This is a genomic window from Kluyvera sp. NPDC087067, assembly GCF_044745165.1.
In the GTDB taxonomy this organism is placed as follows: domain Bacteria; phylum Pseudomonadota; class Gammaproteobacteria; order Enterobacterales; family Enterobacteriaceae; genus Kluyvera.
This window is the reverse complement of record NZ_JBIUZS010000001.1, coordinates 874,536-899,790: the sequence shown is the minus strand read 5'-3', so window position 1 is coordinate 899,790 and position 25,255 is coordinate 874,536. Positions and strand designations below refer to the sequence as shown.

The following is a 25,255-nucleotide window of genomic DNA, read 5'->3' as shown; positions in this document are numbered from 1 at the left end:
AATGTGCGCGGTTGTGCCTGATGGCGCGTGGCTTATCAGGCCTACGTGTTGTCAATGCCCACAGTAGCTGCCGGTTGGCGTAGGCCGGATAAGGCGTATCCGCCATCCGGCAACAGTATCGATGTTCTCGCACAGGTTGTAGCCCGGCCGAGGCGCTTGCGCCGACGCCGGGAGTTGCCTGCTCAAAATTGTCGTCTTGCCACTAACCACGCACCAACAATCAACATCATCGCTCCGCACACCGGCCCCACCAGCGCGCGCCACGGCACGCCGTGACTGCGTACCACATCCATTACCAGCCCGCCAATCAACTGGCTCGCCACCAGTACCGCAATCGTCGTGGCGGCCCCCACATACTGATAACCGCTGATGCTGGCAAATACAAAAAACGACCCCAGCAAACCGGGGATCAGTGTCCACCATTTGATTGTCGACACCAGCTCGTTGACGCCCGACAACCCATGTTTTATCAATAAAATAGTGACAAACAGGACGATGCCGACCAGCGAATTGAGCAGCATGGCGACTAAAATCGTGGAGGCCGACTGGGTAATGCGCACCATCAGCGTGTTCTGGATAACCAGGCCAATACCGGCGGCTATCAGGAACGTCAGCGTCAGGGAGTGATTCATGCCTGACCGTCCGGGTCGCGGCGGTAATCCAGCTGAAGCTGCATAAAGGTGAGATCAAGCCAGCGCCCAAATTTAGTGCCAACCTGCGGCATCTGCCCGGTGGTAACAAAGCCGTGCTTCTCGTGCAGATGCAAAGAGGCGTGGTTTTGCGACTCAATTCCGGCCACCATCACGTGCTTACCGCGGCGTCGGGCTTCAATAATCAACGCGCCCAACAGAGCATTGCCCAACCCTTTACCCTGATGTTCCGGGTGGACGTACACCGAATGTTCGACGGTATGGCGAAAACCATCAAAGGCTCGCCAGTCACCGTAAGAGGCGTAGCCGGTGATGACCTCATTTTCTTCGCTGACCAGTACCGGGAAGTTTCCAAATTGACGCGCTTCAAACCACGCAATACGGTTATCGGTATCGACGGTTTTGTCGTTCCAGATCGCCGCCGTGTTGATCACCGCATGGTTGTAGATTGCCGCAATCGCGGCGCAGTCTTCTTTTGTCGCAAATCGAATAGACATAGTTGCACCCTGAATGTTGTTCACTATATTATTACGCCATGGATACTATTGAAGACAACCTAAATCAGCGGATTGCAGCAAGAATTCGCATTGAACGTGAATCGCGCGGCTGGTCGCTAAGCGATCTGGCTGACCGCGCCAGCGTTTCCCGGGCGATGATCCACAAAATTGAACGGGGTGAAAGCAGCCCGACGGCGACGCTATTAGCGAAGCTCTCCGGTGCGTTTGGTATTAGCATGTCGACGCTGATTGCGCGTGCGGAGATGCAGGAAGGCAGGCTATTACGCTTTGCTGACCAGCCGGTGTGGCACGATCCTCAGACTCATTATCTGCGTCGTCATGTCTCTCCACGCGGCGAGCTACCGATTGATTTAGTCCAGATAGAATTGCCTGCGGGCAGCGATATCCCGATGCCCGCGTCGGCGTATGCGATGGCGCGTCAGCTTATCTGGGTGCAAGGTGGGGAGCTGTTGTTCATGGAAGGGAATGTTGCTCACCGTATGCAGGCGGGAGATTGCCTCGAACTCGGCCCGCCAAACGACTGCCGCTTTATTAACGATGGGGATGAGTCTTGTATATACCTTGTCGTACGTCTCAACCTTGCGCTGTAACGCTATTATGAAACTCGCTTTTCTACCCTATAAAAATATATGTTGTATTTCCTGAGCAAAAAAACAAAACGCCAGCTATTAATTATTATAGGGCTCAGGGCCTCTAATATGTGGGGTAATAATAAAAATGCTGGAATTTGCAAAAGCACAACGCATCAGTTTGACACAGCAGGTAGAGAATAATATCAGGAACGCGCTCATTATCGGTGCCTTAAAACCCGGAGAACGGCTTGTGACCCGAGAATTGGCTGAGAATCAGGGCATCAGTATCACCCCAGTTCGTGAAGCATTATTACGGCTGGTTTCCGCCGGAGCCTTACAGGCGGCGCCTGCGCAGGCTTTTCTGGTGCCGGTGCTGACGCATACCGCTTATCATGAAATTAGCCAGATTCGTAAAAATCTCGAAGGCATGGCGACGGCCACAGCTTCAAGTCGTTTAACCTCGAAGAATATAGGGGAATTAAATCACCTGGCGTTATTATTTCACGAGGCTAAAGCTTCTGGTGATATCACTAAAATGCTTCAGGCCAATTATCATTTTCGCTTTAGAATCTACGAGTACGCAGAAATGCCTACGCTGATGACGCTCATTGAACAATTATGGGTTCGCGCCGGGCCGAGCTTTCATTATTTATATTCAAAATCAATCGAACCGTTTCAGCAAATTAATGTTTATCAGCCTTTACTCTCCGCTCTGGAAAAGAAAGAACCGTCTGCCAGCCAGATGGCGATATGCCAGATCATTGATGAATCGGCCACCTTTTTACAGCAGCAATATCAACATTAGCCGCCACGCCTGAAATACGTATCCGGGGACGACCCGGATACGTTGAATCTGTTACTCAAATCGCCAGGCAACGTTCAATCCGACGCCATAGTTACGCCCCGGAGCCGGTTCGTAATAACGACCGTTTGACTCATTAACGATAACCGACCCGACATACTCGCGATCGAACAGGTTATCGACGCGGCCAAACAGATCAAGGCTCCAGTTACCGACATCAAACTTATAGCCGGTATTCAGACCGACGACCGTCCAGGAAGGTGCGCGGGCGGTGTTTTCGTCATTGGCCATAATATCGCTCAGATAACGAATATCCGCCCCGGCGTACCAGCCGCTTTCTGGCTCATAGCCCAGCGAGGCAAAGCCCATATTGCGCGCGATGCCCGGAATACGATTGCCGTTACAGTTGGCATCGTCACAGACGTTGGTGCGGTATGTGGCGTCAAGCCAGGTCCACGCAGCCTTTGCGCGCCAGTTTTCAGCAAACTGTTGATCGAGTGATAATTCCACCCCCTGACGCCGCGTTTTACCGGCATTTTTGTAGCTCGAACGGGTATCCATATTGGTGTCTGTGACGATTTCGTTTGTGGTATCCGTCTGGAATAATGCGGCGGTCAATAAGCCATTGCCAATCCGGGTTTTGCTGCCGATTTCCACGGTTTCGTTGGTCGCTGGTTTAAGTCCCAGATTGAGACCATTATCCGTGCCAGAACGGTAGGAGAGCTCACTAATGGTCGGGGTTTCAAAACCCCGTCCGGCTGAGGCGTAGATGTTCCATGAATCGGTTACAGCATATTTGAGTGAGCCTGCTGGCAACCATTCGTGGTAGCTGGCCTCTCCGCTGCTGTCGCCATTTCCGGTGGTAATGTAGTGGTCGTTGGAGTCAAACCAGACTGAGCTATAGCGAACACCTGCATCGAGGCTCAATTTGTCGGTCAACTGCCACTGGGTTTGCAGATAAGGATCCAGGTTCCACATCAAATTGCGTTCGTTACGGCGCAAATTGCCTTTTTCACCGAACGTCGTCGTATTTGAGTCAATAACGTAGTTTTCGTATCCGCGACGTTTCTCGCTCATATTTTCGTAGTTGAGCCCGGCGGTGAACGACATCGGGACGCCTAATTCACCTCGGTGCGTCCAGCGAGTATCGATGCCTTGATAATGCCTGTCGAGGTCGATAACTCCGCCTGCATGGCTAGCTTGTTGCTGAGGCTTAAAGGGAATTGACTGATACTGCGTGGTCTGGCGCTCACCCGCATACATCATGACGCTAAGATCATCATGCTCGCTCAATTGACGCTCATAGCGCAATCCCGCCTGCGTCTGCTTCACGCTTTTGCGCGTATTGTATTGATCGCCTCGGGGGGATTGCTGCGGATTCTGCTGCATTTCAGCGTAGGTCAGCCCACCTGGATCGTTAGCTTTGATATCGACGCTATTAAACAGCAAAGTCAGCTTGCTGGCTTCGTTGATGCGCACGCCCAGTTTGGCATTGGCGAGGTTTTTGCGCGCCGCGCTGTGGTCGCGATAGCCATGAGTGATGAATCGATTGGTCGACACCGTATAGTCGACGTCGCCCGATTGCGTACCGTCACCAACTGCGCCGCTGGCTTTCATACCGTAGTGCCAGGTGCCAAAACTGCCGTAGTAGCTGCTGGCCTCAATCGTGGTCGGCTGCTGACCTTTTTCAGTGGTCACATTCACCACGCCGCCGGAAGAGTTACCGTACAGAGCGGAGAAGGGGCCACGCAGCACGTCAATACTTTCGACGCTGCCGATATCAATATTCGAGGTTTGCCCCTGTCCGTCGGGCATGGTTGCCGGAATACCGTCGACATACATACGAATGCCGCGCACGCCGTAGGTGGAGCGGGAGCCAAAACCGCGAATAGAAAGCTGTAGATCCTGCGCGTAGTTCTGGCGGTTTTGGATCTGCAAACCGGGTACCGCACCGAGTGATTCTGACAGGTTGACGCGGGGTGCGGCATGGCGCATATCCTCGCCCTCGACCACGCTGACGGCAGCAGGCGTATCCAGTTCGGACACGGTCTGCGGGGTTGCTGTGACAATTAACGTCTGTGCATCATCGGCCCAGGATAAAGGCGAGAAAATAAAAGGCAGGAGCAACGCAGGTAGCGTGACTGCGCGAACAGTTATGATTTTCATGAAAGACTCGCAAAAATGTACCAAATGGAACAATCTGAATAGAGTAATACTTTTGTAAATATATTGAAAACTTTAGCAGCATAAATCGTTAATTGCAGGTAAGTAAATGGCAAGAATTCGCCGGGCATAACAAAGAAAAGCTCCACTTTGTATAAATTAATGATTACTATTCTCATCTATAAAACGTGGTGCAATGACGCCGCGAAGCCAGAAGCATGTGAAGCGTAAAAAATCAGTTCATCAAAGGGAGTCGTCATGTCATTACGTCAATTGTCCGCACCGCGTCTGCGTGGTTCTTTGCTGTTAAGCGCCTTACTGCTGGCGGGGAGCTTTAGCGCGCATGCCGCAGACGAAATGCTGCGTAAAGCGGTCGGTAAAGGGGCATATGAAATGGCCTACAGCCAGCAGGAAAACGCGCTTTGGCTGGCCACCTCACAGAGTCGTAAAATCGATAAAGGCGGCGTGGTATATCGTCTTGATCCGGTCACGCTGGAAGTGACCCAGGCTATTCATAACGATCTCAAACCGTTTGGCGCCACCATTAATGCGCAGACGCAGACCCTGTGGTTCGGTAACACCACCAATGGTGCCGTAACGGCGATTGACGCGAAAACCGGCGATGTAAAAGGGCGTCTGGTTCTCGATGCTCGTCAGCGCAGTGAAACCGTGAAACCTTTACAGCCGCGCCAGCTGGCGGTTGATGAGAAAAGCAACACCGTCTATATCACCGGTATTGGCAAAGATGGCAGCGCAGTCTGGGTGGTTGATGGTGACAAAATTGCGCTCAAAGCGACCATTGAAGGCACCGGCAGCTTCGGTACGGGTCTGGCAGTGGATGCGGATAAGCAGCGTCTTTACGTGACTAACGCCGACGGTGAACTGCTCACCGTTGATACGGCAACCAACAAAATCGTAAGCCGTAAAAAACTCGTCGACGACGGTAAAGAGCATTTCTACATGAACATCAGCCTGGATAAAGCCGGGCAACGCGCGTTTATTACCGACGCTAAACAGCCGGAAGTTCTCGCCGTAGATCTGACAGATGGCAAAGTGTTGGCGAAAGTAGACACCCAGGAAGGACTGGCCGTGCTGTTTAACCCGGTGCGTAACGAAGTTTATGTGACCCAGCGTAAAGCGGGCACCGTAACGGTTATCGACGCGAAAACCTACAAGGTGACGAAAACCCTTAAGACGCCAACCTTCCCGAACAGCCTGGCGCTGTCCGCCGACGGTAAAACGCTCTACGTTAGCGTGAAGCAGGAATCTACCCGTCAAAAAGAGGCCACTGAGGCTGACGACGTCATTCGTATCGCGCTGTAATTGTGCCGCCGGGAGGTGTGTCGCACCTCCCGTTTAGCCCGATTTATCTCCTGTTACATTCCCGTGTATACCCGCTTAGGCCCTTTCAGGCATACAATGCACGCCGTTACGCCCACACAAGGTGGGGATTAAATACGGAGAGTTCATGAAAAAGACGTTATATATTCTGGGAACAGGCGCCATGTTATTGGCGCTGGCAGGCTGCACATCTCACTATGTCATGACCACCAAAAGCGGCCAGACGATCGTGACGGAAGGGAAACCGCAGTTGGATAAAGAGACCGGCATGACCCGTTACACCGATGAGAATGGCAACGAGCGCGAAATCAACAGCAGCGACGTGGCGCAGTTGATCAAAGATAATTAATGCCCTTCGCGTTTAGCGACCGCGTTTACGATACTCGCCCGGCGACATGCCGAACCGCTGCTTAAAGGCGGTTGAGAAATGACTGTGGTCGCTAAATCCCCAGCGATAACCAATTCCCGCCAGTTTTTCATCGTCATGCGCGCATTGCAGCGCTCGGGCGCACAAATCTAAACGCCGATTTTTAATGTACTGCGCCACCACCAGACCTTTGTCAGCAAATAATCGATATAAACTTCTCACCGACATCCCGGTTTCACCCGCCAGCCACTCCGGCCGCAGATGCTCTTCCTGAATGGCGTCATCTATCAGCGCCATAATGCGTGAAAACTGTTTTTCTCGGCGCGAGGGTTGCACATCTTGCTGATGCAGCATGGGGCGCAGCAGGCAGACAATAGCGTCGAGTGCGGCTTCACTTTCGCTGGCAGACAAGGTGGGGCTGCTCATGCTTTCGTGCAAAAGACGCTGGCTAAGTTGCACCATCGGTAACGACTTGTCCAGCCGGGTGGCCACACTTATCGCGCTGCCGCGCAGCTGGTTTTCCAGTAACTGGCGGGGCAAGAGCAGGGAAACCTGGCGCGAGGTTTGTTGCCAGAGAATGGAACAGGGGCGTGAGGCATCGATAAGCGTCATATCACCGGTCTCAAGCTTCACCTGACGATCGTCTTGCTCAATGCTGGCCTGACCGGAGAGTTGAAAAACGGTGTAGAACCAGGCGTCGTTACCCCGGCTGATTTCCTGGCGGGTACGGTAAAGATTGACGTTACGTGACGTGACGGTGCTCAGTTTCAGGCTTCCCGCGTAGCTGGTGTCAATTTCCCCATGAAAATCACCGTCCAGGGGACGTGCGGCAAATTGCCCGCAAACCTGATTAATTTTTGCCAGCCAGTCCTGGTACTTCTCGCCGCCGTCTACCGCTGCCATAAGCCATCTCTGCCAAAAAAATGTATGGTTATTGTTGCATTTATGTTGCTTTAAACAAGTAAGACGGGGGGAATATATGAAAGAACTATTACCTGTCACACATTTCTGACAGCGCAATCTGTCGATTTGCGGTCTCTGTCACAGCGGCAACAGCGAATGTCACACAGACAAAAGCGCTATCGATTAACCCGCCTTAGACTGAAATCACTCCTCGCGAAGAATAAGGTGACGATATGTCTGCACAACACGTGGCGCTGCTCGCAAGCGTACAACAATTCCTCGACCGCCAGCATGGCCTGTATATTGACGGTGCGCAGCAGGCCGCCGAAAGCGAAAAACGGCTGACCGTCTCGAACCCGGCGACCGGGCAAGAGATCGCCAGCACGGCGGATGCCAATGCAGGTGATGTTGACCGCGCGGTGATGTCCGCCTGGCGAGCGTTTGTCTCCCGCGCTTGGGCCGGTCGCACGCCTGCGGAACGCGAACGTATCTTGCTGCGCTTTGCCGACCTGGTGGAGCAACATGGTGAAGAGCTGGCGCAGCTTGAAACGCTGGAGCAGGGCAAATCCATCAATATTTCACGCGCCTTTGAAGTGGGCTGTACCCTGAACTGGATGCGCTACACCGCTGGGCTGACCACCAAAATCAGCGGCCGCACTCTGGACGTGTCGATTCCTTTCCCGCCGGGGGCGCGCTATCAGGCGTGGACGAAAAAAGAGCCGGTGGGCGTGGTCGCCGGAATTGTGCCGTGGAACTTCCCGCTGATGATTGGCATGTGGAAAGTCATGCCCGCGCTGGCAGCGGGTTGTTCAATCGTTATCAAGCCGTCGGAAACCACGCCGCTGACCCTCCTGCGCGTAGCGGAACTGGCCACCGAGGCGGGCGTGCCGGACGGCGTGTTCAACGTGGTGACCGGCAGCGGTGCCGAGTGCGGTGCGGCGCTCACCTCACATCCGCACGTGGCAAAAGTTAGCTTTACCGGATCCACCGCGACGGGCAAACAGATTGCCCGCGTGGCGGCAGACCGCTTAACCCGCGTTACGCTGGAGCTGGGCGGGAAAAATCCGGCGATCGTCCTGAAAGACGCCGATCCGCAATGGGTGATTGAAGGGTTAATGACCGGCAGCTTCCTGAACCAGGGGCAGGTGTGCGCCGCCAGTTCGCGTATTTATATTGAAGCGCCGCTGTTCGACACGTTGGTCAGCGGATTTGAACAGGCGGTGAAATCGATGTCGGTGGGGCCGGGAATGCTGGAAAGCGCCCAGATTAACCCGGTCGTGTCGAAGGTGCACTGCGCCAAAGTCGCGGCCTATCTTGATGAAGCCCGTCAGCAGAACGCGGAACTGATTAGCGGCAATCTCGGCCCTGATGCCCAGGGTTTCTATATACCGCCGACGCTGGTGATTAACCCGGATGCTAACCTGCGCCTGACGCGTGAAGAGGTGTTTGGCCCGGTGGTCAACCTGGTACGTGTTGCCGACGGTGAAGAAGCGCTGCTTCTGGCGAACGACAGCGATTTTGGTCTGACCGCCAGCGTCTGGACGCGAGATCTGACCCAGGCGCTGAACTACACCGACCGCCTGCAAGCGGGCACCGTGTGGGTTAACAGCCATACGCTGATTGATGCCAACTTACCGTTTGGCGGCATGAAGCAGTCGGGCACCGGACGCGATTTTGGCCCTGACTGGTTAAATGACTGGTGTGAAACGAAATCGGTGTGCGTGCGGTATTAAACGCTGAGAGATTGCCGGATGGTGGCGATGCCTTATCCGGCCTACAACACTTTTTGTAGCCCGGCCAAGCGAAGCGCCGCCGGGAAGGGCACGGTGTTTTATTCTGCCTCAAAACGGCCCGAATCCTGGGCCGTTTTCATGACGCGTTGCGGCATTCATTTTCTAGCGGCTTATTATTAATACGTCCGGTCAGAGATATATTTATAATAACGAATTAATAAGTTAAAAAATCTGCCATAAAGACAGATTTCTTTAATTTATAATTAGAGGTTTGCAACGTTATGATATACTTTCTGTACATCATCATCATCTTCAAGGGCGTTAACAAGGCCTTCAAAGATTTCTAAATCTTCTGGTGGGAGTTCAATTTCTGCTTGTGCAATCATTTCTAATTCGGTTGTAGCGAATTCAGTAATGCCCGCAGCTTTTAACGCTGAAATACCTTTATGAAGATCCGTTGATTCGGTATAAATAATGATGTTGCCTTCTTCTTCGGTGACATCACGAACATCAACTTCAGCATTCAGCAAAATTTCAAAATATTGATCGGGATCTGTGCCTTTAAAGACAATCACGCCGGTATTGTCAAACATGTAGCTGACAGAACCTGCGGCGCCGATATTTCCGCCTTTTTTATTGAAAATTGAGCGGACATTAGCAATGGTGCGGTTAACGTTGGAGGTGAGGGTTTCAGCAATAATCATTGAGCCGTTAGGGCCAAAGCCTTCATAACGCCCCGGTACGAACGTCTCATCGCCGCCACCTTTGGCTTTATCAATAGCTTTATCAATAACGTGTTTTGGAACCTGCGCTTGTTTCGCACGTTCAATAACGAATTTCAACGCTGAGTTTGATTCTGGGTCTGGCTCACCTTGTTTTGCCGCAGCGTAGATTTCTACACCGAATTTGGCATAAACGTTAGACGTTGCACCGTCTTTAGCCGTTTTTTTAGCAACGATATTGGCCCATTTACGTCCCACTGGAATGCTCTCCTCGAAATATATTCACATTATTTGCGGAATAATAACCCGCATCTTATTCCGCTATATTATATCATGACAGATAAATTGCCGTCTATGAGAAAGAAAAATATTTAGTTTTTACAGCCTGTTACTTTAATTTTACCAATGGTTAATATTTTTGACTCGCTAATTGAAAATTTATTCGGTTTCTTTTTTACGCTTAATTATTAAATCGTCGCAATAATACAATGTCTCATATTCGCATCGCCTAGCTGAGTAGCCCGGCCCCCACGTTCACCGACAGCCCCAAAATCGCTAGATTGAAAATAAAAGAGATAACTGACTGGAGCAGGGCAATTTGTCGCATATCGGTAGTGCCGGTTGCCACATCGGCGGTTTGCGAGGCGACGGCAATGGTGAAGGAAAAATAAAGAAAATCCCAGTAACCCGGCTCCTGCGGTTTTTCCGGGAAAATCATTGGCGTGACGTCTTTACTCCGACGCAGATAGTGATGATGTGCGTAATGCATGGCAAAGGAGGTTGGCAGCAGGGCCCAGGAGACGACCAGCGTGGCGCCTGTCAGCAGCAGATGCAGCGCGCGCGGAGTCCCGGAGAGATGCTTAAGCGAAGGGAGTTCAAGCAGGATTGCCAGGATGCTGACCAGACAGCCGATAATGACCATACCCAGCACCAGCCCCGCACTCTCATCCTGAATGCGGGCAATATGGGGAATATCCTTTACCTCCGTTCGTAGCATCCGAAACCACATAAAGAATAAATATAACCATGCCAGTACATTCCAGCTAATCAGCAACCGTTGTAAATAGCCCAGGGCGGGAGGAAGGGCGAAAAAACAGATGATGCCAGCCACAATAGCGATTAATAAACGAAGACGCGCGCGAAAGTAGGTTTTGAAACAAAAGTTCATGATGTGAGTCATAAGCAAAGGCACGATAGTTTAACTGTAGACCGTCGATGCGTTTGCCTGAAGTAAGAAGCGCGCCCGTGAGTGAAAAAAATCACCCTTTCTACGTTCAGCGGTGAGGTCAGTTGCCCGCAACCGTCGCCAATGCTTCGCGTAAATAGTCCATCAACAGCGTTATCCGCACCGGGGTGAACTGGCGTGAAGGACGCACTATTGATAAAGGCAGCGGCGGTGGCGCATAGCGCTCAAGCACCGGAACTAAAGCACCGCTGCGCAACGCATCTTCGACGATATAGCACGGTAACATAGCAATCCCCATGCCCTGAATGGCTGCTTCGCGCAGCACGTCGCCATTATTGGCAACCAGCGGAACCCGCAAGTCCAGCTCTTGTCCGCCGCTGGCAAACTCCCACTCATCGCGAGTGGAGAGCAGTGAATAATGCAGACAGTCGTGCTGTTTTAATTCGTCGGGTGATTCCGGTTTTCCCCGCATTTTAAGATACGCAGGAGACGCGCAATATAATCGAGGCATCATGGCGATGGGCAAACACACTAAAGATGAGTCCTGCAATTCACCGATACGCAAAGACAGGTCGATACCTTCATTGAGCAAATCGCTAACCCGGTCTTCCAGCTGTAATGTCACCGTAATCTGCGGATATTGCTTCAGAAATGAAGGAAGCAGCGGGGCCAATTTTTGAGTACCAAAACTCAATGGTGCGCCCAGCCGAATGATGCCGCTGTAGGTCTCCTGCGCGCAGTTAAGGCGTTCTTCCGCCTGCTCGAGCGCGCCTAAAATTCCGAGAACGTCCTGATAAAATTGTTGCCCGCTCGGCGTTAAATCGAGCTGGCGGGTGGTGCGGTTCATCAGTTTCACGCCCAGCGCGGCCTCCAGTGCGGAAACGCGGCGGCTGATGGCTGCACTGCTTGTATCAAGCAGGACGGAGGCATTATAGAAGCTGCCGCTTTCAACAACAGCGACAAAGCTGCGCAGTGAGATGAGATCGTATTCTTTCATTTTGCGTAATGGTGTCTTACCTGAAACCCGATTTATCTGCATGAACCTCGCGCCTATTCTACGTGCATCAGAAAAACATCGAGGATCATCTATTATGGCTAGTCATTATCGTAAAAAAGGCGCGGAGCTGCTGCATTATCTGCCAGCCAGTGAATATCATCCAGCAAACACTCGCTTTCATTTTTCATTTGCCAACTATTACGATCCCGCAAACATGCATTATGGCGTACTGCGGGTGGTTAATGATGATGATGTTAAACCCCATAGCGGGTTTGACCGTCATCCACACAAAGATATGGAAATCGTCAGCTATCTGGTGAAGGGGAATCTGACCCACTGGGACAGCGCGACGCAGGTTGAAGATGTGCTCAGTCGTGGACATGTGCAGACGGTCACCGCAGGTAATGGCGTATGGCACTCAGAGCTGAATAACCATGACGACTGGTGTCGTTTCCTGCAAATCTGGATTTTGCCTCCAGAACAAGGTCTGGAAGTGCGCTATGAAAACCATAAATTTACCGACGAGGATCGTGAGAACAGGTTATTGCATATTGTCGGTAGTCTGCAAAATGATGACGATGCGCCGCTGCATTTGAATCAGGATGTGAACATGTTTGTCAGCGAGCTGACCAACGGTGATGCGCAAGTCTCTTATGAACTAAAAGCCGGTCGTCAGGCGTATATCAGCAGTATTGAAGACAGCATGAATGTCGAGGGGCTTATGACGCTTGATGAGCGTGACTCACTCGAGATTGTCGGGCCAGCGACGCTAACTTTTAAAGCGAAAGACAAACACGCGCACTTCATTATCATTGAAATGGCCGAATGGTCTGACGCGTAAAACGGTTCACCGCTTCCAACCTTAACGCTCCACCTTTAAAAGGCGGGGCGTTTTTTGCGCGAGCAGGGCACAGGCCAACTAGCTCCACAAAAAGCCTTTTGGTCGTGTCGTAAATAGAGGTATCCTGCCAGCTCATTTAACTCCTGGTCATTCTTGCTATGCCAACCGTCGACACCTTTTTAACCTTCCTTTTTGCCCTGTTTTTGTTAGAGATTTCGCCCGGCCCGGATATGATGCTGACCATCGCCAGAGGCATCGGGCAGGGCCGTCGTATTGCATTTTTGACGGTAGTGGGGAACGTTTTTGTGGCTGGGATTATTCAGGTCTCTTTTCTCGTTCTGGGCCTGGTCTCTGTCGTTCATGCCTGGCCAATGGCGCTTGACCTCCTGCGTTGGTTTGGGGCCGGTTACCTGATTTGGCTTGGTATCAAGATGCTGCTCACTGCTGGTTCCGATACCAAAATTAAAAAGACGGTAAAAATCACCGGACGTGAAGCCGTAAAACAAGGCGCGATTAATAGCCTGACTAATCCAAAATCATTACTCTTTATGTTCGCCTTTCTTCCGCAGTTCGTTAACCCCGAAGCCGGGCCTATCTGGTCACAGCTTTTGATTCTGGGCACGATCCAGAAATTAGCCGGGATCCTCTCGCTTGGCTCGGTTGCCATGGCATCAGGCGTATTTGGGGAATGGCTGGGTAAGCATCCCGGGTTTATCAAGTGGCAGGAACGTTTTACCGGCGTCGTGATGATTGGCCTTGGGATTAAAATGCTGTTCAGTGGCAGCAGCATATCGGGTGCAGGGAAGTAACATCATAAAAGCCTGTCGCGCTTACTTGCGTGAATGAGCAATACAGGCTTTAACGAAGTCCCTTTTCACGACATGGATTGACGTGGGTTCGAGGGGAAAGGGCGAATAAAAAGACGTATTTCTTTACCGTGGTAATAAACATCGCTATCGAACTGGAAATTAAAGCGCTCAGCTAAATAACTGGAGCGCTGATTGTCCGTGGCGATAATGCAGCAAAGCGGTGATGAAAGTGATGTGTCAGCCCAATGCAAAATAGCCTCCAGTGCTTCATTGGCGTAACCCTTGCCGCGCGATTGCGCGATTAATGTCCATCCCGCTTCCGGGTAGGGTAATGCCGGTTCGATATTGCGGTGCGCATCCTGAAAACCAAACGCACCAATATAAAGATTTGTTGCTTTTTCGAACACGGCCCAGTAGCCATAGCCTAACGCCTGCCAATGCCCGATGTAACGTAACAAGCGCGCCCAGACGGCTTCCCCTGTAGGAACTTCTCCGCCATTTATTTTAACCATTTCAGGATCGGTCCAGCATGCCTGAAGGGCAGGAAAATCTTCCAGCGTGAATTGCTTGAGAATTAAACGCTCTGTCTCGAGCTGCGGTGCTTGCTGTAAAACCATGTTTATTCCTTAGATGCTCAGATGACTTTGCCTGATTTATGAACATAGGGCGTCGAAGGCTAAACATTACCATAAACGGAAAATGTCGATAAACCTCCCTTTTACGGGGTATTAGCATCATGCGTTAATAAAGGCTGTTTGATCTGCTTCCGGTTGAACCAAGCAATATGCTGTCATTTTTGCATTGAGGTTGAATTGGCAATTTTGAGCAAGGAGCGGAAGTCCGGAATCCATATTTACATCAATGTGTTCTGAATCACCTGACGTTCTTGTTTGTCGGTTAGTGTGATTTATTTCTCTAAATATTCAATGCGATAGCTGTATGCGCATCTATAAATAGCAATTGGTTTAATTTATGTTGTATTTCAGTTTGTAGAATAGAAACAAACCAAATACATAAGGATTGTTCTTTACATGAAAACATTAGTAATTGCCACCACCATTTTAATTGGTGCTTTTTTAAGTGGTTGCTCTGTACAAAATGATAAAACACAGTTTCAAGGCCTGGGGCTGACATATCAGTCCGATGTCAAAAAACTGGATAATGGGGACTACCTCACTGAAGTAGAAGCAGCTCCTGCTGCAGGCCGTATACAAGGCGCTATTGGCACTGCAACTAAAAAGGCTTCTGATTTTTGTAGAGTACAAAACAAATCTATGAAAGAAGTCAGAACTGATATTGATACACACTTACTTGTTAATGGCGTTGCTCGCCTGACGTTCAAATGCGTTTAAATATTCCTACGTTTTATGACTTTTCATAAAAATGAGGGGCCGTTGTGAAATATGTTCTCTCTGTGCATATTCTTACGGCTACCAGGTGACAATATAGTTATCCCCTAAAAACGGCCCTTGCCAGTTGAAGATATTCCGATATTCACATATTAATACCAATCCCTCCATTCTTCATTAAGGGCTAAGGGGCAGTTTGCTTGAACTCGTGGTAACGTCCGCTTCTGGCACAAACCCGCCCCTCAAACAAAAAAACGGCGATAATCCCAATCCCGGGTTTATCGCCGTTAATCCTCTAATCTACCTTACTTCTTCTTCTCACCCAGCGTTGGCGTCTCATCAAAGAAGTTCCACGGTTTCAGCAGCGCATGCGCCCATTCCGTCGGCATAATCGGCCACTCTTCAGCACGCGCCACGTGGGTGGTGCCGGTGGTGATCCACACCACATCGTCGTTATTATCAAGCGACTCATCGTCTTTCGCATACTGCCCCAGACCGGTGTCGTGAATTGAGCGGTTCGGGTATTTCCCTTCAGGATAACGCTCATCCTGATGATAGCGGGTGACCCACAGCTGCTTGTCCATAAAGCTCAGACGATGATAAATCCACTCGTCTGGCGCGAATTTGGCGCCGGTCGCCGCCGGATGCGTGCCGCCCGCGTAAGGGATAATCTGGTACGACACCGGGTTGCCCATGCGGTTTTCTTTGGTGGTATTGCTCAGCAGGCGGATGGTGCCAGGGTCAAACTTCTGCGCCGCTTTCTGCTCGCTGTCGATATTGTACTGATTCACCTGCATGGTACTGGTGCGCGGGCCGCCGCTGGTGTTTGGCTTCACTTCCGGGTCCATCGCCACCAGGCTGTTATTTTCGCCGTCAACGTCAAGGTCTAAGCGGAAGTTGTAAATGTGCTGGTGGGTGGTGCCGACGATATTATGGTCGATAAGCGTACCGTAGCGGGTATCGTCTTTGGCGCTCGGGTCGTGCATGGTTTTCGCCAGCACGCCTTTCACCGCTTCAATGCCGGTAGCGCCGGCGTCGATGCCGATGGTGCCGTTCTCGTGGAATACCCAGTCAAAGATATAGTCGTAGTTGCCGACGGTGCTTATCCAGCGTACCACCAGTTCGCGGCGCTCGGTGCTGACGTTCGGTTTGCCCATCTCCTGGTGTTTATACTCAGGCCCAGCGTAGCGCTCAAAGATGGCGATGGCGCGCGGAATGGTCGACGGCGCGCCGGTGTAATCGGCGATGGTTTCATCCAGCAGCACGGCGTTAGACGGCGCATCTTTGCCGCGCACGATTGGCGAGGTCAGGGTGCCCATACCGTAATCGCCGGAATCCAGATACGCTTTGAAGTACCAGCCCACGTCCGGGTCGCCGTAAGGGACTATCATCCCGCCAAGCGAACCTTCGTACATCACCTGGCGTTTTTTGCCGTTGTCGTTATAGGTGACGGTGGAGAGAATCGGCCCGACGCGTGAGTTCAGACGCAGGTGGAAATCCCAGTTCTGCCAGTGCACCATATCGCCGGTGATGGTGTAATTTTTGCCTTCAGGTTCGATGATTTCCAGCGGTTTCACCGATTTTTCTATGCGGTCGCGGCCATCATATGGACGAGATTGCATTGGTACCGGGATCACCGGACCTTCTTCAATCTTGATGATTTTCTTCTGCTCAAGATCAACCACCGCGACCAGGTTTTCAATTGGATGTGCCCAGTAGTTGCCGTCGCCGGTATCGAGATAGCTGACCACTTTCAGCAGGCGCGCGTCCTGCTTGAGGCCATCTTTACCGTCGAAGTAACCGACGGTAAGCGGTGTGGTGACCACTTTTGTAGTGTCCTGAATGCCGTGTTTTTTCAGCACGTCAGCAAATTCGGTGCTGGCGTTAATGATGTTTTGCACGCTGACGAAATCGTCGATCAGCACCATGCCGTGCGCGTCTTTAATCGGTGTCCAGGAGAGGATCTTTTTATTTTGCAGATCGACCACGGCTTCAATCACATGTTTGCCGTCGAGCATTACCACGTCGGCGGTACGCGGGGCGTTAACCGGCGTGCCGTTGAGCGCAAAATCCCACACCGCTTTTTTGTCCGGTTCGTGCAGGGAGATTTCGGTGAAGCGCGTATTGGCCTGGAACTCCGGTGCGGCTTTAACAATCGTGACCGCTTCGCCAATCTCTGCTGATGACAGCGAGTTCAGCGGGTGAGGGACTTTCTCGACCTGGAAGGTCTGATCAAGGCCGGACTGGAAAATGTCATTGATAAAGGTATCTGAAATCCACGCTTTGCCGTTTTTCATCACCACCGGCACCTGTAAGTTCAGCGATTTACCGTTGAGGATCGCGGTTTTCGCGCCCGGTTTCACCTTCACATAGGCACCGTCTTTAATCAGGGTAAACACCTGCGCGTAGTCGTCCCACTGCACGTCGGCGCCAAAGTCTTGTAGCGTTTTGTCCATCGGCACCATATGCGCTTCGCCGCCGTGGGCGAACGCCGGGCCAGTCCCGACGCAACACAGGGCGATAGCCAGCGCCAGTGCTGTTTTACGTGTCTTTTGAATCAAAGCGTTAGACATTATGACCTCATCTTATCGTTATGTTGTGCCGTGTCAGGCTTTTTGGTTCCAGTCTCTTAACCTAACAGCCAAACGTCACGACACGTTTGCTCACGCTTGCCAGGTTATTGGTCAGTTATGCCAGTTATAAAAAATGCCTCCGCAGAGGCATTCAGGTGATGGTGTCGGGGTTTTGCGGGATGGCGGCTGCCGCCTTATCCGGCCTACAAACTCAAATGTAGGCCCGGTAAGGCGCAAGCCGCCACCGGGCAATTCACAGCTTACGCCGGGAAATCCCCTTGCTGACGCGCGACCAGCGTCAAAATGGAATACAGCGCCACCGCCTGCTGGTGCTGGTTGAAAATCTCCACCGACCATTCCACCACGCCGGTGGCCTTTTCGTCGGCGCTGCGCTGGCGTTTCACCGTTTTACGTTTGCAGGTCAGGCGCACCTGGATGGTGTCGCCCGGTTTCACCGGCTCGATAAAGCGCAGGTTTTCCATGCCGTAGTTGGCGATAACCGGGCCGACGCCCGCATCAACAAATAGCCCGGCGGCGGCAGAAATCAGGAAGTAGCCGTGCACCACGCGCTCGCCAAAAATTGACTCGGCGGCGGCAATCTTGTCCATATGGGCGTAGAAGTGATCGCCGCTCAGACAGGCAAAATTGACGATATCCGCTTCGGTGAGCGTGCGGCGAGGGGTCAGCAGGCTGTCGCCCGGCTGGATCTCTTCGAAATATTTGCGGAACGGGTGAATGCGGTCTTCCGCCACCTGTGCCCCGCGTACCCATTGCTGGCCGATGGCGGCGAGCATGGTCGGGCTACCCTGAATCGCGGTGCGCTGCATGTAGTGCTTCACCGCCCGCAGGCCGCCCAGTTCTTCACCGCCGCCCGCGCGTCCCGGGCCGCCATGTACCAGCTGCGGCAGCGGAGAACCGTGGCCGGTGGATTCTGCGGAGGATTCTTCATTCAGCACCTGAATACGCCCGTGCGCCCGTGCGGCACCGAGAATAAACTGGCGCGCCAAATCACCGTTAGCGGTCACTAACGTTCCCGCCAGGCTACCTTCACCGGCGCGAGCCAGCTGCATCGCATGTTCGCTGTTCTGATATGGCATCAGCGTAGCGACCGGGCCAAAGGCCTCAATGGCGTGAACCGCCGCCACTTCATCCGGCTGTGGGCAGAATAGCAGCGTCGGCGGGAAGAAAGCCCCGGCAGCGTTGAGATCGGCTTTGCCGCCCAGCAGCACTTCACATCCGGCTTCCACCAGACGATTTACATTATCCTGCACGTCCTGACGCTGCTCGCTATTAACCAGTGTACCCATCTTCACGCCTTCCTGCGCCGGGTCGCCAACCACCACTTTTTGCAGGCGGGCAATCAGCGCCTCACGCACTGCGTTGACCTGCGCCTGCGGCACGATAATGCGGCGAATCGCGGTACATTTTTGCCCGGCTTTGGTGGTCATCTCGCGCACCACTTCGCGGATAAACAGCGCGAATTCCGGCTGTTCCGGCGTCACGTCTTCGCCCAGCACGCAGCAGTTCAGCGAGTCGGCTTCCATGGTGAAGGGAACAGACTTGGCCACCAGATTGGGATGTACGCGCAGCTGCTGCCCGGTTTTTGCCGAGCCGGTAAAGGTCACCACGTCCTGATGATCAAGCTGGTCGAGCAGATCGCCCGCGCCGCCGCAAATCAGGCTAATCGCGCCGTCCGGCACCAACCCGCTGTCGACAATCGCTTTTACCATCGCCTGAGTTAACTGCGCGGTGGCGGTCGCCGGTTTGATGATTGCAGGCATCCCGGCAAGCCAGGTTGGGGCCAGCTTTTCTAACATTCCCCAGCACGGGAAGTTAAAGGCGTTGATATGCACCGCCACGCCGGATTTTGAGGTCAGCACGTGGCGCGCGGCAAAGCCGCCCTGTTTGGACAGGGGAATGAGTTCATCTTCCGGCCACAGGGTGTCGTCCGGCAGCTCGCGGCTGCCCAGTCCTGCATAGGTGAAGAGGGTGCCGATACCGCCTTCAATATCCACCCAGCTATCCGCGCGCGTTGCGCCCGTCTCGGCGGAAATCGCGTAGAAATCGGCTTTCAGCTCCAGCAAATGTTTCGCCACCGCTTTTAACATTGCGCTGCGTTCAATAAAGGTCATCGCCTGTAACGCTTTGCCGCCGTGGTCGATAGCGAAGCGACGCGCGTGCGCCATGTCCAGGCCTTCACTGGTCACTTCCCACAGCGCTTCACCGCTAATGGCGTGTTGAATGGTACGGGTGCGGCCCCGGCCGGTCTGCCAGGCGCCGGATAAATAGCTGGCTAACTGCTGCATGGTTATTCTCCAGATATGTTACGTAATCTCCTTATAGATAGTTCTTTTCTGAATCATAAAATGCAAGTCTGATTTTAATAATTTATTAACAATGCGATCGCGAACACTTTCTTTATTAGGATTATCCTGCTGTTTGTAAAGATATTATAAAAATGCTTTGCGGTACCCATCACAAAATCCACAAACAAAATTTGTGGTTTTATTTAACCAGGATGTAACTTTTATAAAACAAAGTGATTCACAAAAATTGATTTGTTGAATTTATCGGAATCATAAGGTGATGACGTGACAGAAGAACACAGCTTTGACCAGCGCATCGCGCAGGATACAGCCATCGAACCGCAGGACTGGATGCCGGATGCCTACCGCAAAACGCTGATCCGCCAGATTGGTCAGCATGCGCATTCAGAAATCGTCGGCATGCTGCCGGAAGGTAACTGGATCACCCGCGCGCCAACGCTTCGCCGCAAAGCGATTCTGCTGGCGAAAGTGCAGGATGAAGCCGGACACGGCCTGTACCTCTACAGCGCTGCCGAAACCCTCGGCTGCGCCCGTGAAGATCTGTATCAGAAGATGCTCGACGGGCAGATGAAGTACTCCTCCATTTTTAACTACCCAACGCTCACCTGGGCGGATATCGGCGTCATCGGCTGGCTGGTCGACGGTGCGGCGATCGTCAATCAGGTGGCGCTGTGCCGCACTTCCTACGGCCCGTATGCCCGGGCGATGGTCAAAATCTGCAAAGAAGAGAGCTTCCACCAGCGTCAGGGTTTTGAAGCCTGCATGGCGCTGGCAGCCGGCAGCGAAGAACAGCGTCAGATGTTGCAGGACGCCATCAACCGCTTCTGGTGGCCAGCATTAATGATGTTCGGCCCAAGCGACGACAACTCGCCGAACAGCGCCCGCAGTATGGCGTGGAAAATCAAACTGCATTCCAACGACGAACTGCGTCAGCGCTTTGTCGACAACACCGTCCCGCAGGTGGAAATCCTCGGCATGAAGGTGCCGGACGCCGACCTGACGTTTGACGAAGCCACCGGTCACTATCGCTACGGCGAGATCGACTGGCAGGAACTTAACGAAGTCATCAACGGGCGTGGGATTTGTAACCACGAGCGTCTGGGCGCCAAACGTAAGGCCTGGGAAGAGGGGGCATGGGTGCGCGAAGCCGCGCTGGCGCATGCCGAAAAACAGCAATCCCGCGACGCCGCCTAAGGAGAATAAAGATGAGCAAAACATACTGGCCGTTATACGAAGTGTTTGTCCGCAGCAAACAGGGTTTGTCTCACCGCCACGTCGGCAGCCTGCACGCCGCCGATGACCAGATGGCGCTGGAAAACGCGCGCGATGCCTACACCCGTCGCAGCGAAGGCTGTTCGATTTGGGTGGTGAAGGCAAGCAGTATTGTGGCCTCGCAGCCGGAAGAACGCGGCGCGTTTTTCGACCCGGCTGAGAGCAAAGTCTACCGCCACCCGACCTTCTATACCGTGCCGGACGGCATGGAACATATGTGAGGCAACGATGAATAACCCTAATCCCGTTGCAACCTATGCCCTGCGTCTTGGCGATAACGGCCTGGTGCTGGCCCAGCGTTTAGGCGCGTGGTGCGGTCATGCGCCGGAGCTGGAGATCGATCTGGCGCTGGCCAACATCGGCCTCGACCTGCTCGGTCAGGCGCGTAATTTTCTCAGCTATGCCGCCGAGCTCAACGGCAGCGGCGACGAAGATACGCTGGCCTTTGGTCGCGATGAACGCCAGTTCCGCAATCTGCTGCTGGTGGAACAGCCGAACGGCAACTTTGCCGACACCATCGCTCGGCAGTTTTTTATCGACGTCTGGCACGTGGCGTTGTTCAGCCGCCTTATTAACAGCCGCGACGCACAGCTTGCCGCTATTGCCGCCAAAGGGCTGAAAGAAGTGCGCTATCACCAGCGCTTCAGCCGCGGCTGGCTGGAGCGTCTGGGTAACGGCACCGAACTCTCGGCAAATCTGATGCAGCAGGCGGTTGATAGCCTGTGGCGCTTCACCGGCGAGCTGTTCCTGGCGGATGAGTTGGAGATCGCACTGATTGCGCAGGGGATCGCCGTCGATCCGCGTGAACTACAGGCCGAATGGCAGGCGACGGTACATACCGCGCTGCTCGACTCGGGTTTGCAGATCCCGCAAGAAGCGGCATTCCGCAGCGGCGGCAAACAGGGGCTGCACAGTGAACATCTGGGGCCGATGCTGGCAGAGATGCAGTACCTGCAGCGTGCCTACCCCGGTCAGCAGTGGTAAACGGAGGTCTCTATGCAACATATTGCCGCCATCGCACCCGCTGAGGTGCACACCGTTTGGGGATTGCTTAGCGCTATCCCTGACCCGGAAGTCCCGGTGCTGACGATTACCGACCTCGGCATGGTGCGCCGCGTTGAACGTCACGGCGACGGCTGGGTGATTGGCTTTACGCCAACCTATTCAGGCTGCCCGGCGACCGAACATCTGTTAGGTGAGATCCGCGCGGTGATGAGCGAGCACGGCTACACGCCGGTGCACATTGTGTTGCAGCTTGACCCACCGTGGACCACCGACTGGATGAGCCCGGACGCCCGCGAACGTCTGCGTCAATACGGCATTAGCCCGCCGCAGGCCCACGCCTGTCACGCCGATGAGATGCCGAAGGATGTGCTCTGCCCACGCTGTGGCAGCACGCATACCTCGCTGATTAGTGAATTCGGTTCCACGGCCTGCAAAGCGCTATATCGCTGCGAAAGCTGCCGTGAACCCTTTGATTACTTTAAATGTATTTGAGGTCGCGATGACAACATTTCATTCGCTTACCGTGGCAAATGTCGAGCCGGAAACCCGCGATGCGGTGACCATCACTTTTGCCATTCCCGACGCGCTGCGTCATGAATACGCATTCCGTCCGGGCCAGCATCTGACGCTGAAAACTCGCCTTGGCGGCGAAGAACTTAGGCGCTGCTACTCCATCTGCCGCAGCCGCTCGCCCGCTGAGATTAGCGTGGCGGTGAAAGCCATCGACGGCGGACGTTTCTCGCGCTTTGCCCAGAGCGATATCCAGCAGGGTATGGCGTTTGAGGTGATGGTGCCGCAGGGCCACTTTGGCTATCAACCACAGGCTGAACGTCAGGCCGAATATCTGGCCATTGCCGCCGGTTCCGGCATCACGCCGATGATGGCGATTATCGAGGCCACGCTGACGATTGAACCCGACAGCCGCTTTACTCTGATTTACGGCAATCGCAGCAGCCACAGCATGATGTTCCGCCAGGCGCTGGCTGACCTGAAAGACCGCTATCCGCAGCGTTTACAGGTGATTTATCTGTTCAGCCAGGAGTCGATGGACAGCGACCTGCTACAGGGCCGCATCGACGGCGACAAACTGCGCGCGCTGTCTGAACATCTGCTCGATTTCAGCCGCTTTGATGACGCTTTTATTTGCGGCCCGTCGGCGATGATGGACGAGGCAGAAACCACGCTGCGTGCGCTGGGGATGCCGGAAAAAGCCATTCACCTCGAGCGTTTCAACACGCCGGGTACCAGCGTCAAACGCGCCACCGGCGTACAGGCCGAAGGGCGTACGGTCACCCTGCGTCAGGACGGCCGCGAGCGTCTGATTTCGCTCTCCGCAGAAGACGATAGCATTCTCGACGCCGCGCTGCGTCAGGGTGCTGACCTGCCGTTCGCCTGCAAAGGCGGCGTCTGTGCCACCTGCAAATGCAAAGTGGTGCGCGGCGAAGTGGCGATGGCGGCCAACTACAGTCTCGAGGCCGACGAACTGGCAGCGGGCTACGTGCTGAGCTGTCAGGCGCTGCCAAAAAGCGGCGATGTGATCGTCGATTTCGATGCGCGGGGGATAGCATGAGCGAACTGCTGATAACCCGACACGACAACGTCTTGCAACTGACGCTGAACCGTCCGCAGGCGCGTAATGCGCTGAATAACGCGCTGTTGACCCAGCTTGCTGAGGCGCTGGAAAGTGCGGCAGCAGACTCAAGCGTTAGCGTCTGCGTGATAAGCGGCAATCCGCGCTACTTCGCCGCCGGTGCGGATCTCAACGAAATGGCGGAGAAAGATCTACCTGCCACCTTCGACGATGTTCGTCCGCGCTTATGGGCGCGGATCGATGCCTTTAACAAGCCGCTGATTGCGGTGGTCAATGGCTACGCGCTGGGCGCGGGCTGCGAGCTCGCGCTGCTGTGTGACCTGGTGATTGCCGGAGATAACGCGCGCTTTGGTCTGCCGGAAATCACCCTCGGCACCATGCCGGGGGCGGGGGGCACCCAGCGCCTGATTCGCAGCGTCGGGAAAGCGCTGGCGAGCCGCATGGTACTGAGCGGTGAAAGCATTGACGCCCAGCGGGCGCAGCAGGCCGGGCTGGTGAGCGATATCCATCCGGCCAATCTTTCTGACGAATACGCGCTGAAGCTGGCGGCGACGATTGCCCGCCACTCACCGCTGGCGCTGCGTGCCGCCAAACAGTCTCTGCGTTTGGCGCAGGAAGTGAGCTTGCAGGCCGGGCTGACGCAGGAGCGCCAGCTGTTTACGCTGCTCAGCGCCACCGAAGACCGTCGTGAAGGCATCGCTGCCTTTTTAGAAAAACGCACCCCAGCCTTCAAAGGACGTTAACCGTGGACGCATTCATTCTTAGCGATATCGACCAGGGCGTGATGACGATTACCCTGAACCGCCCGGACAGGCTCAACAGCTTTAACGACGCCATGCACCAGCAGTTGTCCGAGTGTCTGAAACAGGCCGAACGTGACGATACCATTCGCTGCCTGCTGATAACCGGTGCTGGGCGTGGTTTTTGCGCCGGACAAGATCTCAACGATCGCAACGTTGATCCGAGCGGCCCCGCGCCTGATTTGGGTATGTCGGTGGAGCGTTTTTATAACCCGCTGGTACGCCGTCTGGCCGCGCTGCCTAAGCCGGTGATTTGCGCGGTAAACGGCGTGGCGGCAGGTGCCGGTGCTACGCTTGCGCTCGGCTGCGATATCGTGCTGGCGGCACGCTCCGCCAAATTTGTAATGGCTTTCAGCAAGCTCGGCCTGGTGCCGGACTGCGGCGGTAGCTGGGTGTTGCCGCGCGTCACAACCCGCGCTCGTGCCGTGGGATTAATGATGTTGGGCGACAGCTTAAGCGCCGAACAGGCCGCGCAGTGGGGCATGATCTGGCAGCTGGTCGATGACGCGGAACTGAAAGACACCAGCCTGACGCTGGCGCGCCACTTGGCATCCCAGCCAACCTACGGCTTAGGGCTTATTAAGAAAGCGTTGCAGCTGGCGGAAACCAACACTCTGGATGACCAGCTTGACGTCGAGCGCGATTTCCAGCGCCTCGCCGGGCGCAGCGACGACTACCGCGAGGGCGTCAGCGCCTTCCTCGGCAAACGTCCTCCACAGTTCAGCGGGAAATAA

Annotated in this window: 25 protein-coding genes; 15 read left to right on the top strand and 10 right to left on the bottom strand. The window is 53.9% G+C overall.

The window, feature by feature from the left end:
• Window positions 1-182: 182 nt before the first annotated feature.
• Together ACIPDS_RS04340 and ACIPDS_RS04335 are read right to left on the bottom strand one after the other, a co-directional pair.
• Window positions 183-632, bottom strand: a complete 450-nt coding sequence (locus ACIPDS_RS04340) for a DMT family transporter (protein WP_400732967.1) — start codon at window positions 630-632, stop codon at window positions 183-185.
• Entirely contained in the window at window positions 629-1,147 is a 519-nt protein-coding gene (locus ACIPDS_RS04335; RefSeq protein WP_400732965.1) for a GNAT family N-acetyltransferase, read from the bottom strand. The genes ACIPDS_RS04340 and ACIPDS_RS04335 overlap by 4 nt, the downstream gene beginning before the upstream one ends.
• 38 nt (window positions 1,148-1,185) lie before the next feature.
• On the opposite strand from ACIPDS_RS04335, the gene ACIPDS_RS04330 reads away from it, so the two are divergent.
• Together ACIPDS_RS04330 and ACIPDS_RS04325 are read left to right on the top strand one after the other, a co-directional pair.
• Window positions 1,186-1,758, top strand: coding sequence for a helix-turn-helix domain-containing protein (locus ACIPDS_RS04330; RefSeq protein WP_400732962.1), 573 nt, complete (start codon window positions 1,186-1,188; stop codon window positions 1,756-1,758).
• Window positions 1,759-1,885: 127 nt separating this feature from the next.
• Window positions 1,886-2,545 carry a GntR family transcriptional regulator gene (locus tag ACIPDS_RS04325; RefSeq protein WP_400732960.1) on the top strand — a complete coding sequence of 220 codons (660 nt, stop codon included), beginning with the start codon at window positions 1,886-1,888 and terminating at the stop codon, window positions 2,543-2,545.
• Window positions 2,546-2,596: 51 nt separating this feature from the next.
• Here ACIPDS_RS04325 and pqqU read toward each other — a convergent pair whose 3' ends face one another.
• On the bottom strand, window positions 2,597-4,708 hold the full coding sequence (pqqU, locus tag ACIPDS_RS04320; RefSeq protein WP_400732958.1) for a TonB-dependent receptor PqqU: 2,112 nt from the start codon (window positions 4,706-4,708) through the stop codon (window positions 2,597-2,599).
• Between the two features lie 255 nt (window positions 4,709-4,963).
• On the opposite strand from pqqU, the gene ACIPDS_RS04315 reads away from it, so the two are divergent.
• Both ACIPDS_RS04315 and ACIPDS_RS04310 read left to right on the top strand, forming a co-directional pair.
• On the top strand, window positions 4,964-6,028 hold the full coding sequence (locus tag ACIPDS_RS04315) for a YncE family protein (RefSeq protein ID WP_400732956.1): 1,065 nt from the start codon (window positions 4,964-4,966) through the stop codon (window positions 6,026-6,028).
• 145 nt (window positions 6,029-6,173) lie between these two features.
• Entirely contained in the window at window positions 6,174-6,395 is a 222-nt protein-coding gene (locus tag ACIPDS_RS04310; protein ID WP_400732953.1) for a YgdI/YgdR family lipoprotein, read from the top strand.
• Window positions 6,396-6,407: 12 nt separating this feature from the next.
• On the opposite strand, the gene feaR is transcribed toward ACIPDS_RS04310, so the two are convergent.
• Window positions 6,408-7,316 (bottom strand): transcriptional regulator FeaR, encoded by a 909-nt coding sequence (gene feaR, locus ACIPDS_RS04305; protein ID WP_400732950.1) that lies wholly within the window; start codon window positions 7,314-7,316, stop codon window positions 6,408-6,410.
• A gap of 233 nt (window positions 7,317-7,549) precedes the next feature.
• Here feaR and ACIPDS_RS04300 point away from each other — a divergent pair, with 233 nt between their 5' ends.
• Entirely contained in the window at window positions 7,550-9,049 is a 1,500-nt protein-coding gene (locus ACIPDS_RS04300) for an aldehyde dehydrogenase family protein (protein WP_400732947.1), read from the top strand.
• A 263-nt stretch (window positions 9,050-9,312) separates the two neighbouring features.
• On the opposite strand, the gene ACIPDS_RS04295 is transcribed toward ACIPDS_RS04300, so the two are convergent.
• The 3 genes from ACIPDS_RS04295 to ACIPDS_RS04285 form a co-directional block, all read right to left on the bottom strand.
• Complete coding sequence (locus ACIPDS_RS04295; protein ID WP_400732944.1) at window positions 9,313-10,029, bottom strand: YebC/PmpR family DNA-binding transcriptional regulator; 717 nt, start codon at window positions 10,027-10,029, stop codon at window positions 9,313-9,315.
• Between the two features lie 250 nt (window positions 10,030-10,279).
• Window positions 10,280-10,939: a DUF1345 domain-containing protein gene (locus ACIPDS_RS04290; protein ID WP_400732941.1), complete on the bottom strand. Its 660-nt coding sequence runs from the start codon at window positions 10,937-10,939 to the stop codon at window positions 10,280-10,282.
• Between the two features lie 118 nt (window positions 10,940-11,057).
• A complete protein-coding gene (locus tag ACIPDS_RS04285) occupies window positions 11,058-11,996 on the bottom strand; it encodes a LysR family transcriptional regulator (RefSeq protein ID WP_400732939.1) in 939 nt (312 codons plus the stop codon).
• A gap of 52 nt (window positions 11,997-12,048) precedes the next feature.
• On the opposite strand from ACIPDS_RS04285, the gene ACIPDS_RS04280 reads away from it, so the two are divergent.
• Window positions 12,049-12,795 (top strand): pirin family protein, encoded by a 747-nt coding sequence (locus ACIPDS_RS04280; protein ID WP_400732936.1) that lies wholly within the window; start codon window positions 12,049-12,051, stop codon window positions 12,793-12,795.
• A 158-nt stretch (window positions 12,796-12,953) separates the two neighbouring features.
• Entirely contained in the window at window positions 12,954-13,604 is a 651-nt protein-coding gene (locus ACIPDS_RS04275; protein ID WP_400732933.1) for a LysE family translocator, read from the top strand.
• Window positions 13,605-13,669: 65 nt separating this feature from the next.
• Here the strand turns inward: ACIPDS_RS04275 and ACIPDS_RS04270 are convergent, their stop codons facing one another.
• Window positions 13,670-14,221: a GNAT family N-acetyltransferase gene (locus ACIPDS_RS04270; RefSeq protein WP_400732930.1), complete on the bottom strand. Its 552-nt coding sequence runs from the start codon at window positions 14,219-14,221 to the stop codon at window positions 13,670-13,672.
• A 414-nt stretch (window positions 14,222-14,635) separates the two neighbouring features.
• Between ACIPDS_RS04270 and ACIPDS_RS04265 the strand changes: the two genes are divergently transcribed.
• The gene (locus ACIPDS_RS04265; protein WP_400732927.1) at window positions 14,636-14,956 is read left to right on the top strand and encodes a hypothetical protein; all 321 of its coding nucleotides are present in this window, start codon (window positions 14,636-14,638) and stop codon (window positions 14,954-14,956) included.
• Window positions 14,957-15,258: 302 nt separating this feature from the next.
• On the opposite strand, the gene tynA is transcribed toward ACIPDS_RS04265, so the two are convergent.
• Together tynA and paaZ are read right to left on the bottom strand one after the other, a co-directional pair.
• On the bottom strand, window positions 15,259-17,526 hold the full coding sequence (gene tynA / locus ACIPDS_RS04260) for a primary-amine oxidase (protein WP_400732925.1): 2,268 nt from the start codon (window positions 17,524-17,526) through the stop codon (window positions 15,259-15,261).
• 260 nt (window positions 17,527-17,786) lie between these two features.
• Window positions 17,787-19,832, bottom strand: coding sequence for a phenylacetic acid degradation bifunctional protein PaaZ (gene paaZ / locus ACIPDS_RS04255; RefSeq protein ID WP_400732923.1), 2,046 nt, complete (start codon window positions 19,830-19,832; stop codon window positions 17,787-17,789).
• A gap of 285 nt (window positions 19,833-20,117) precedes the next feature.
• Here paaZ and paaA point away from each other — a divergent pair, with 285 nt between their 5' ends.
• From paaA to paaG, 7 genes are read left to right on the top strand one after another with little or no spacing between them, the layout of a single operon-like run.
• The gene (gene paaA / locus ACIPDS_RS04250) at window positions 20,118-21,047 is read left to right on the top strand and encodes a 1,2-phenylacetyl-CoA epoxidase subunit PaaA (protein WP_400732920.1); all 930 of its coding nucleotides are present in this window, start codon (window positions 20,118-20,120) and stop codon (window positions 21,045-21,047) included.
• Between the two features lie 11 nt (window positions 21,048-21,058).
• Complete coding sequence (paaB, locus tag ACIPDS_RS04245) at window positions 21,059-21,346, top strand: 1,2-phenylacetyl-CoA epoxidase subunit PaaB (RefSeq protein WP_400732917.1); 288 nt, start codon at window positions 21,059-21,061, stop codon at window positions 21,344-21,346.
• Between the two features lie 7 nt (window positions 21,347-21,353).
• Window positions 21,354-22,109, top strand: a complete 756-nt coding sequence (paaC, locus tag ACIPDS_RS04240) for a 1,2-phenylacetyl-CoA epoxidase subunit PaaC (protein WP_400732914.1) — start codon at window positions 21,354-21,356, stop codon at window positions 22,107-22,109.
• 12 nt (window positions 22,110-22,121) lie between these two features.
• Window positions 22,122-22,622, top strand: a complete 501-nt coding sequence (paaD, locus tag ACIPDS_RS04235) for a 1,2-phenylacetyl-CoA epoxidase subunit PaaD (RefSeq protein ID WP_400732912.1) — start codon at window positions 22,122-22,124, stop codon at window positions 22,620-22,622.
• Window positions 22,623-22,629: 7 nt separating this feature from the next.
• On the top strand, window positions 22,630-23,700 hold the full coding sequence (gene paaE / locus ACIPDS_RS04230; RefSeq protein ID WP_400732910.1) for a 1,2-phenylacetyl-CoA epoxidase subunit PaaE: 1,071 nt from the start codon (window positions 22,630-22,632) through the stop codon (window positions 23,698-23,700).
• Window positions 23,697-24,464 (top strand): 2,3-dehydroadipyl-CoA hydratase PaaF, encoded by a 768-nt coding sequence (gene paaF, locus ACIPDS_RS04225; RefSeq protein ID WP_400732907.1) that lies wholly within the window; start codon window positions 23,697-23,699, stop codon window positions 24,462-24,464. The genes paaE and paaF overlap by 4 nt, the downstream gene beginning before the upstream one ends.
• A gap of 2 nt (window positions 24,465-24,466) precedes the next feature.
• Window positions 24,467-25,255, top strand: a complete 789-nt coding sequence (paaG, locus tag ACIPDS_RS04220; RefSeq protein WP_400732905.1) for a 2-(1,2-epoxy-1,2-dihydrophenyl)acetyl-CoA isomerase PaaG — start codon at window positions 24,467-24,469, stop codon at window positions 25,253-25,255.

What these genes read in the sequence shown, in the direction of transcription:
- ACIPDS_RS04340 (WP_400732967.1), bottom strand. Translation starts at nt 632, where the DNA reads ATGAATCACTCCCTGACGCTGACGTTCCTGATAGCCGCCGGTATTGGC.
- ACIPDS_RS04335 (WP_400732965.1), bottom strand. Translation starts at nt 1,147, where the DNA reads ATGTCTATTCGATTTGCGACAAAAGAAGACTGCGCCGCGATTGCGGCA.
- ACIPDS_RS04330 (WP_400732962.1), top strand. Translation starts at nt 1,186, where the DNA reads ATGGATACTATTGAAGACAACCTAAATCAGCGGATTGCAGCAAGAATT.
- ACIPDS_RS04325 (WP_400732960.1), top strand. Translation starts at nt 1,886, where the DNA reads ATGCTGGAATTTGCAAAAGCACAACGCATCAGTTTGACACAGCAGGTA.
- pqqU (WP_400732958.1), bottom strand. Translation starts at nt 4,708, where the DNA reads ATGAAAATCATAACTGTTCGCGCAGTCACGCTACCTGCGTTGCTCCTG.
- ACIPDS_RS04315 (WP_400732956.1), top strand. Translation starts at nt 4,964, where the DNA reads ATGTCATTACGTCAATTGTCCGCACCGCGTCTGCGTGGTTCTTTGCTG.
- ACIPDS_RS04310 (WP_400732953.1), top strand. Translation starts at nt 6,174, where the DNA reads ATGAAAAAGACGTTATATATTCTGGGAACAGGCGCCATGTTATTGGCG.
- feaR (WP_400732950.1), bottom strand. Translation starts at nt 7,316, where the DNA reads ATGGCAGCGGTAGACGGCGGCGAGAAGTACCAGGACTGGCTGGCAAAA.
- ACIPDS_RS04300 (WP_400732947.1), top strand. Translation starts at nt 7,550, where the DNA reads ATGTCTGCACAACACGTGGCGCTGCTCGCAAGCGTACAACAATTCCTC.
- ACIPDS_RS04290 (WP_400732941.1), bottom strand. Translation starts at nt 10,939, where the DNA reads ATGAACTTTTGTTTCAAAACCTACTTTCGCGCGCGTCTTCGTTTATTA.
- ACIPDS_RS04285 (WP_400732939.1), bottom strand. Translation starts at nt 11,996, where the DNA reads ATGCAGATAAATCGGGTTTCAGGTAAGACACCATTACGCAAAATGAAA.
- ACIPDS_RS04280 (WP_400732936.1), top strand. Translation starts at nt 12,049, where the DNA reads ATGGCTAGTCATTATCGTAAAAAAGGCGCGGAGCTGCTGCATTATCTG.
- ACIPDS_RS04275 (WP_400732933.1), top strand. Translation starts at nt 12,954, where the DNA reads ATGCCAACCGTCGACACCTTTTTAACCTTCCTTTTTGCCCTGTTTTTG.
- ACIPDS_RS04270 (WP_400732930.1), bottom strand. Translation starts at nt 14,221, where the DNA reads ATGGTTTTACAGCAAGCACCGCAGCTCGAGACAGAGCGTTTAATTCTC.
- ACIPDS_RS04265 (WP_400732927.1), top strand. Translation starts at nt 14,636, where the DNA reads ATGAAAACATTAGTAATTGCCACCACCATTTTAATTGGTGCTTTTTTA.
- tynA (WP_400732925.1), bottom strand. Translation starts at nt 17,526, where the DNA reads ATGTCTAACGCTTTGATTCAAAAGACACGTAAAACAGCACTGGCGCTG.
- paaZ (WP_400732923.1), bottom strand. Translation starts at nt 19,832, where the DNA reads ATGCAGCAGTTAGCCAGCTATTTATCCGGCGCCTGGCAGACCGGCCGG.
- paaB (WP_400732917.1), top strand. Translation starts at nt 21,059, where the DNA reads ATGAGCAAAACATACTGGCCGTTATACGAAGTGTTTGTCCGCAGCAAA.
- paaC (WP_400732914.1), top strand. Translation starts at nt 21,354, where the DNA reads ATGAATAACCCTAATCCCGTTGCAACCTATGCCCTGCGTCTTGGCGAT.
- paaD (WP_400732912.1), top strand. Translation starts at nt 22,122, where the DNA reads ATGCAACATATTGCCGCCATCGCACCCGCTGAGGTGCACACCGTTTGG.
- paaE (WP_400732910.1), top strand. Translation starts at nt 22,630, where the DNA reads ATGACAACATTTCATTCGCTTACCGTGGCAAATGTCGAGCCGGAAACC.
- paaF (WP_400732907.1), top strand. Translation starts at nt 23,697, where the DNA reads ATGAGCGAACTGCTGATAACCCGACACGACAACGTCTTGCAACTGACG.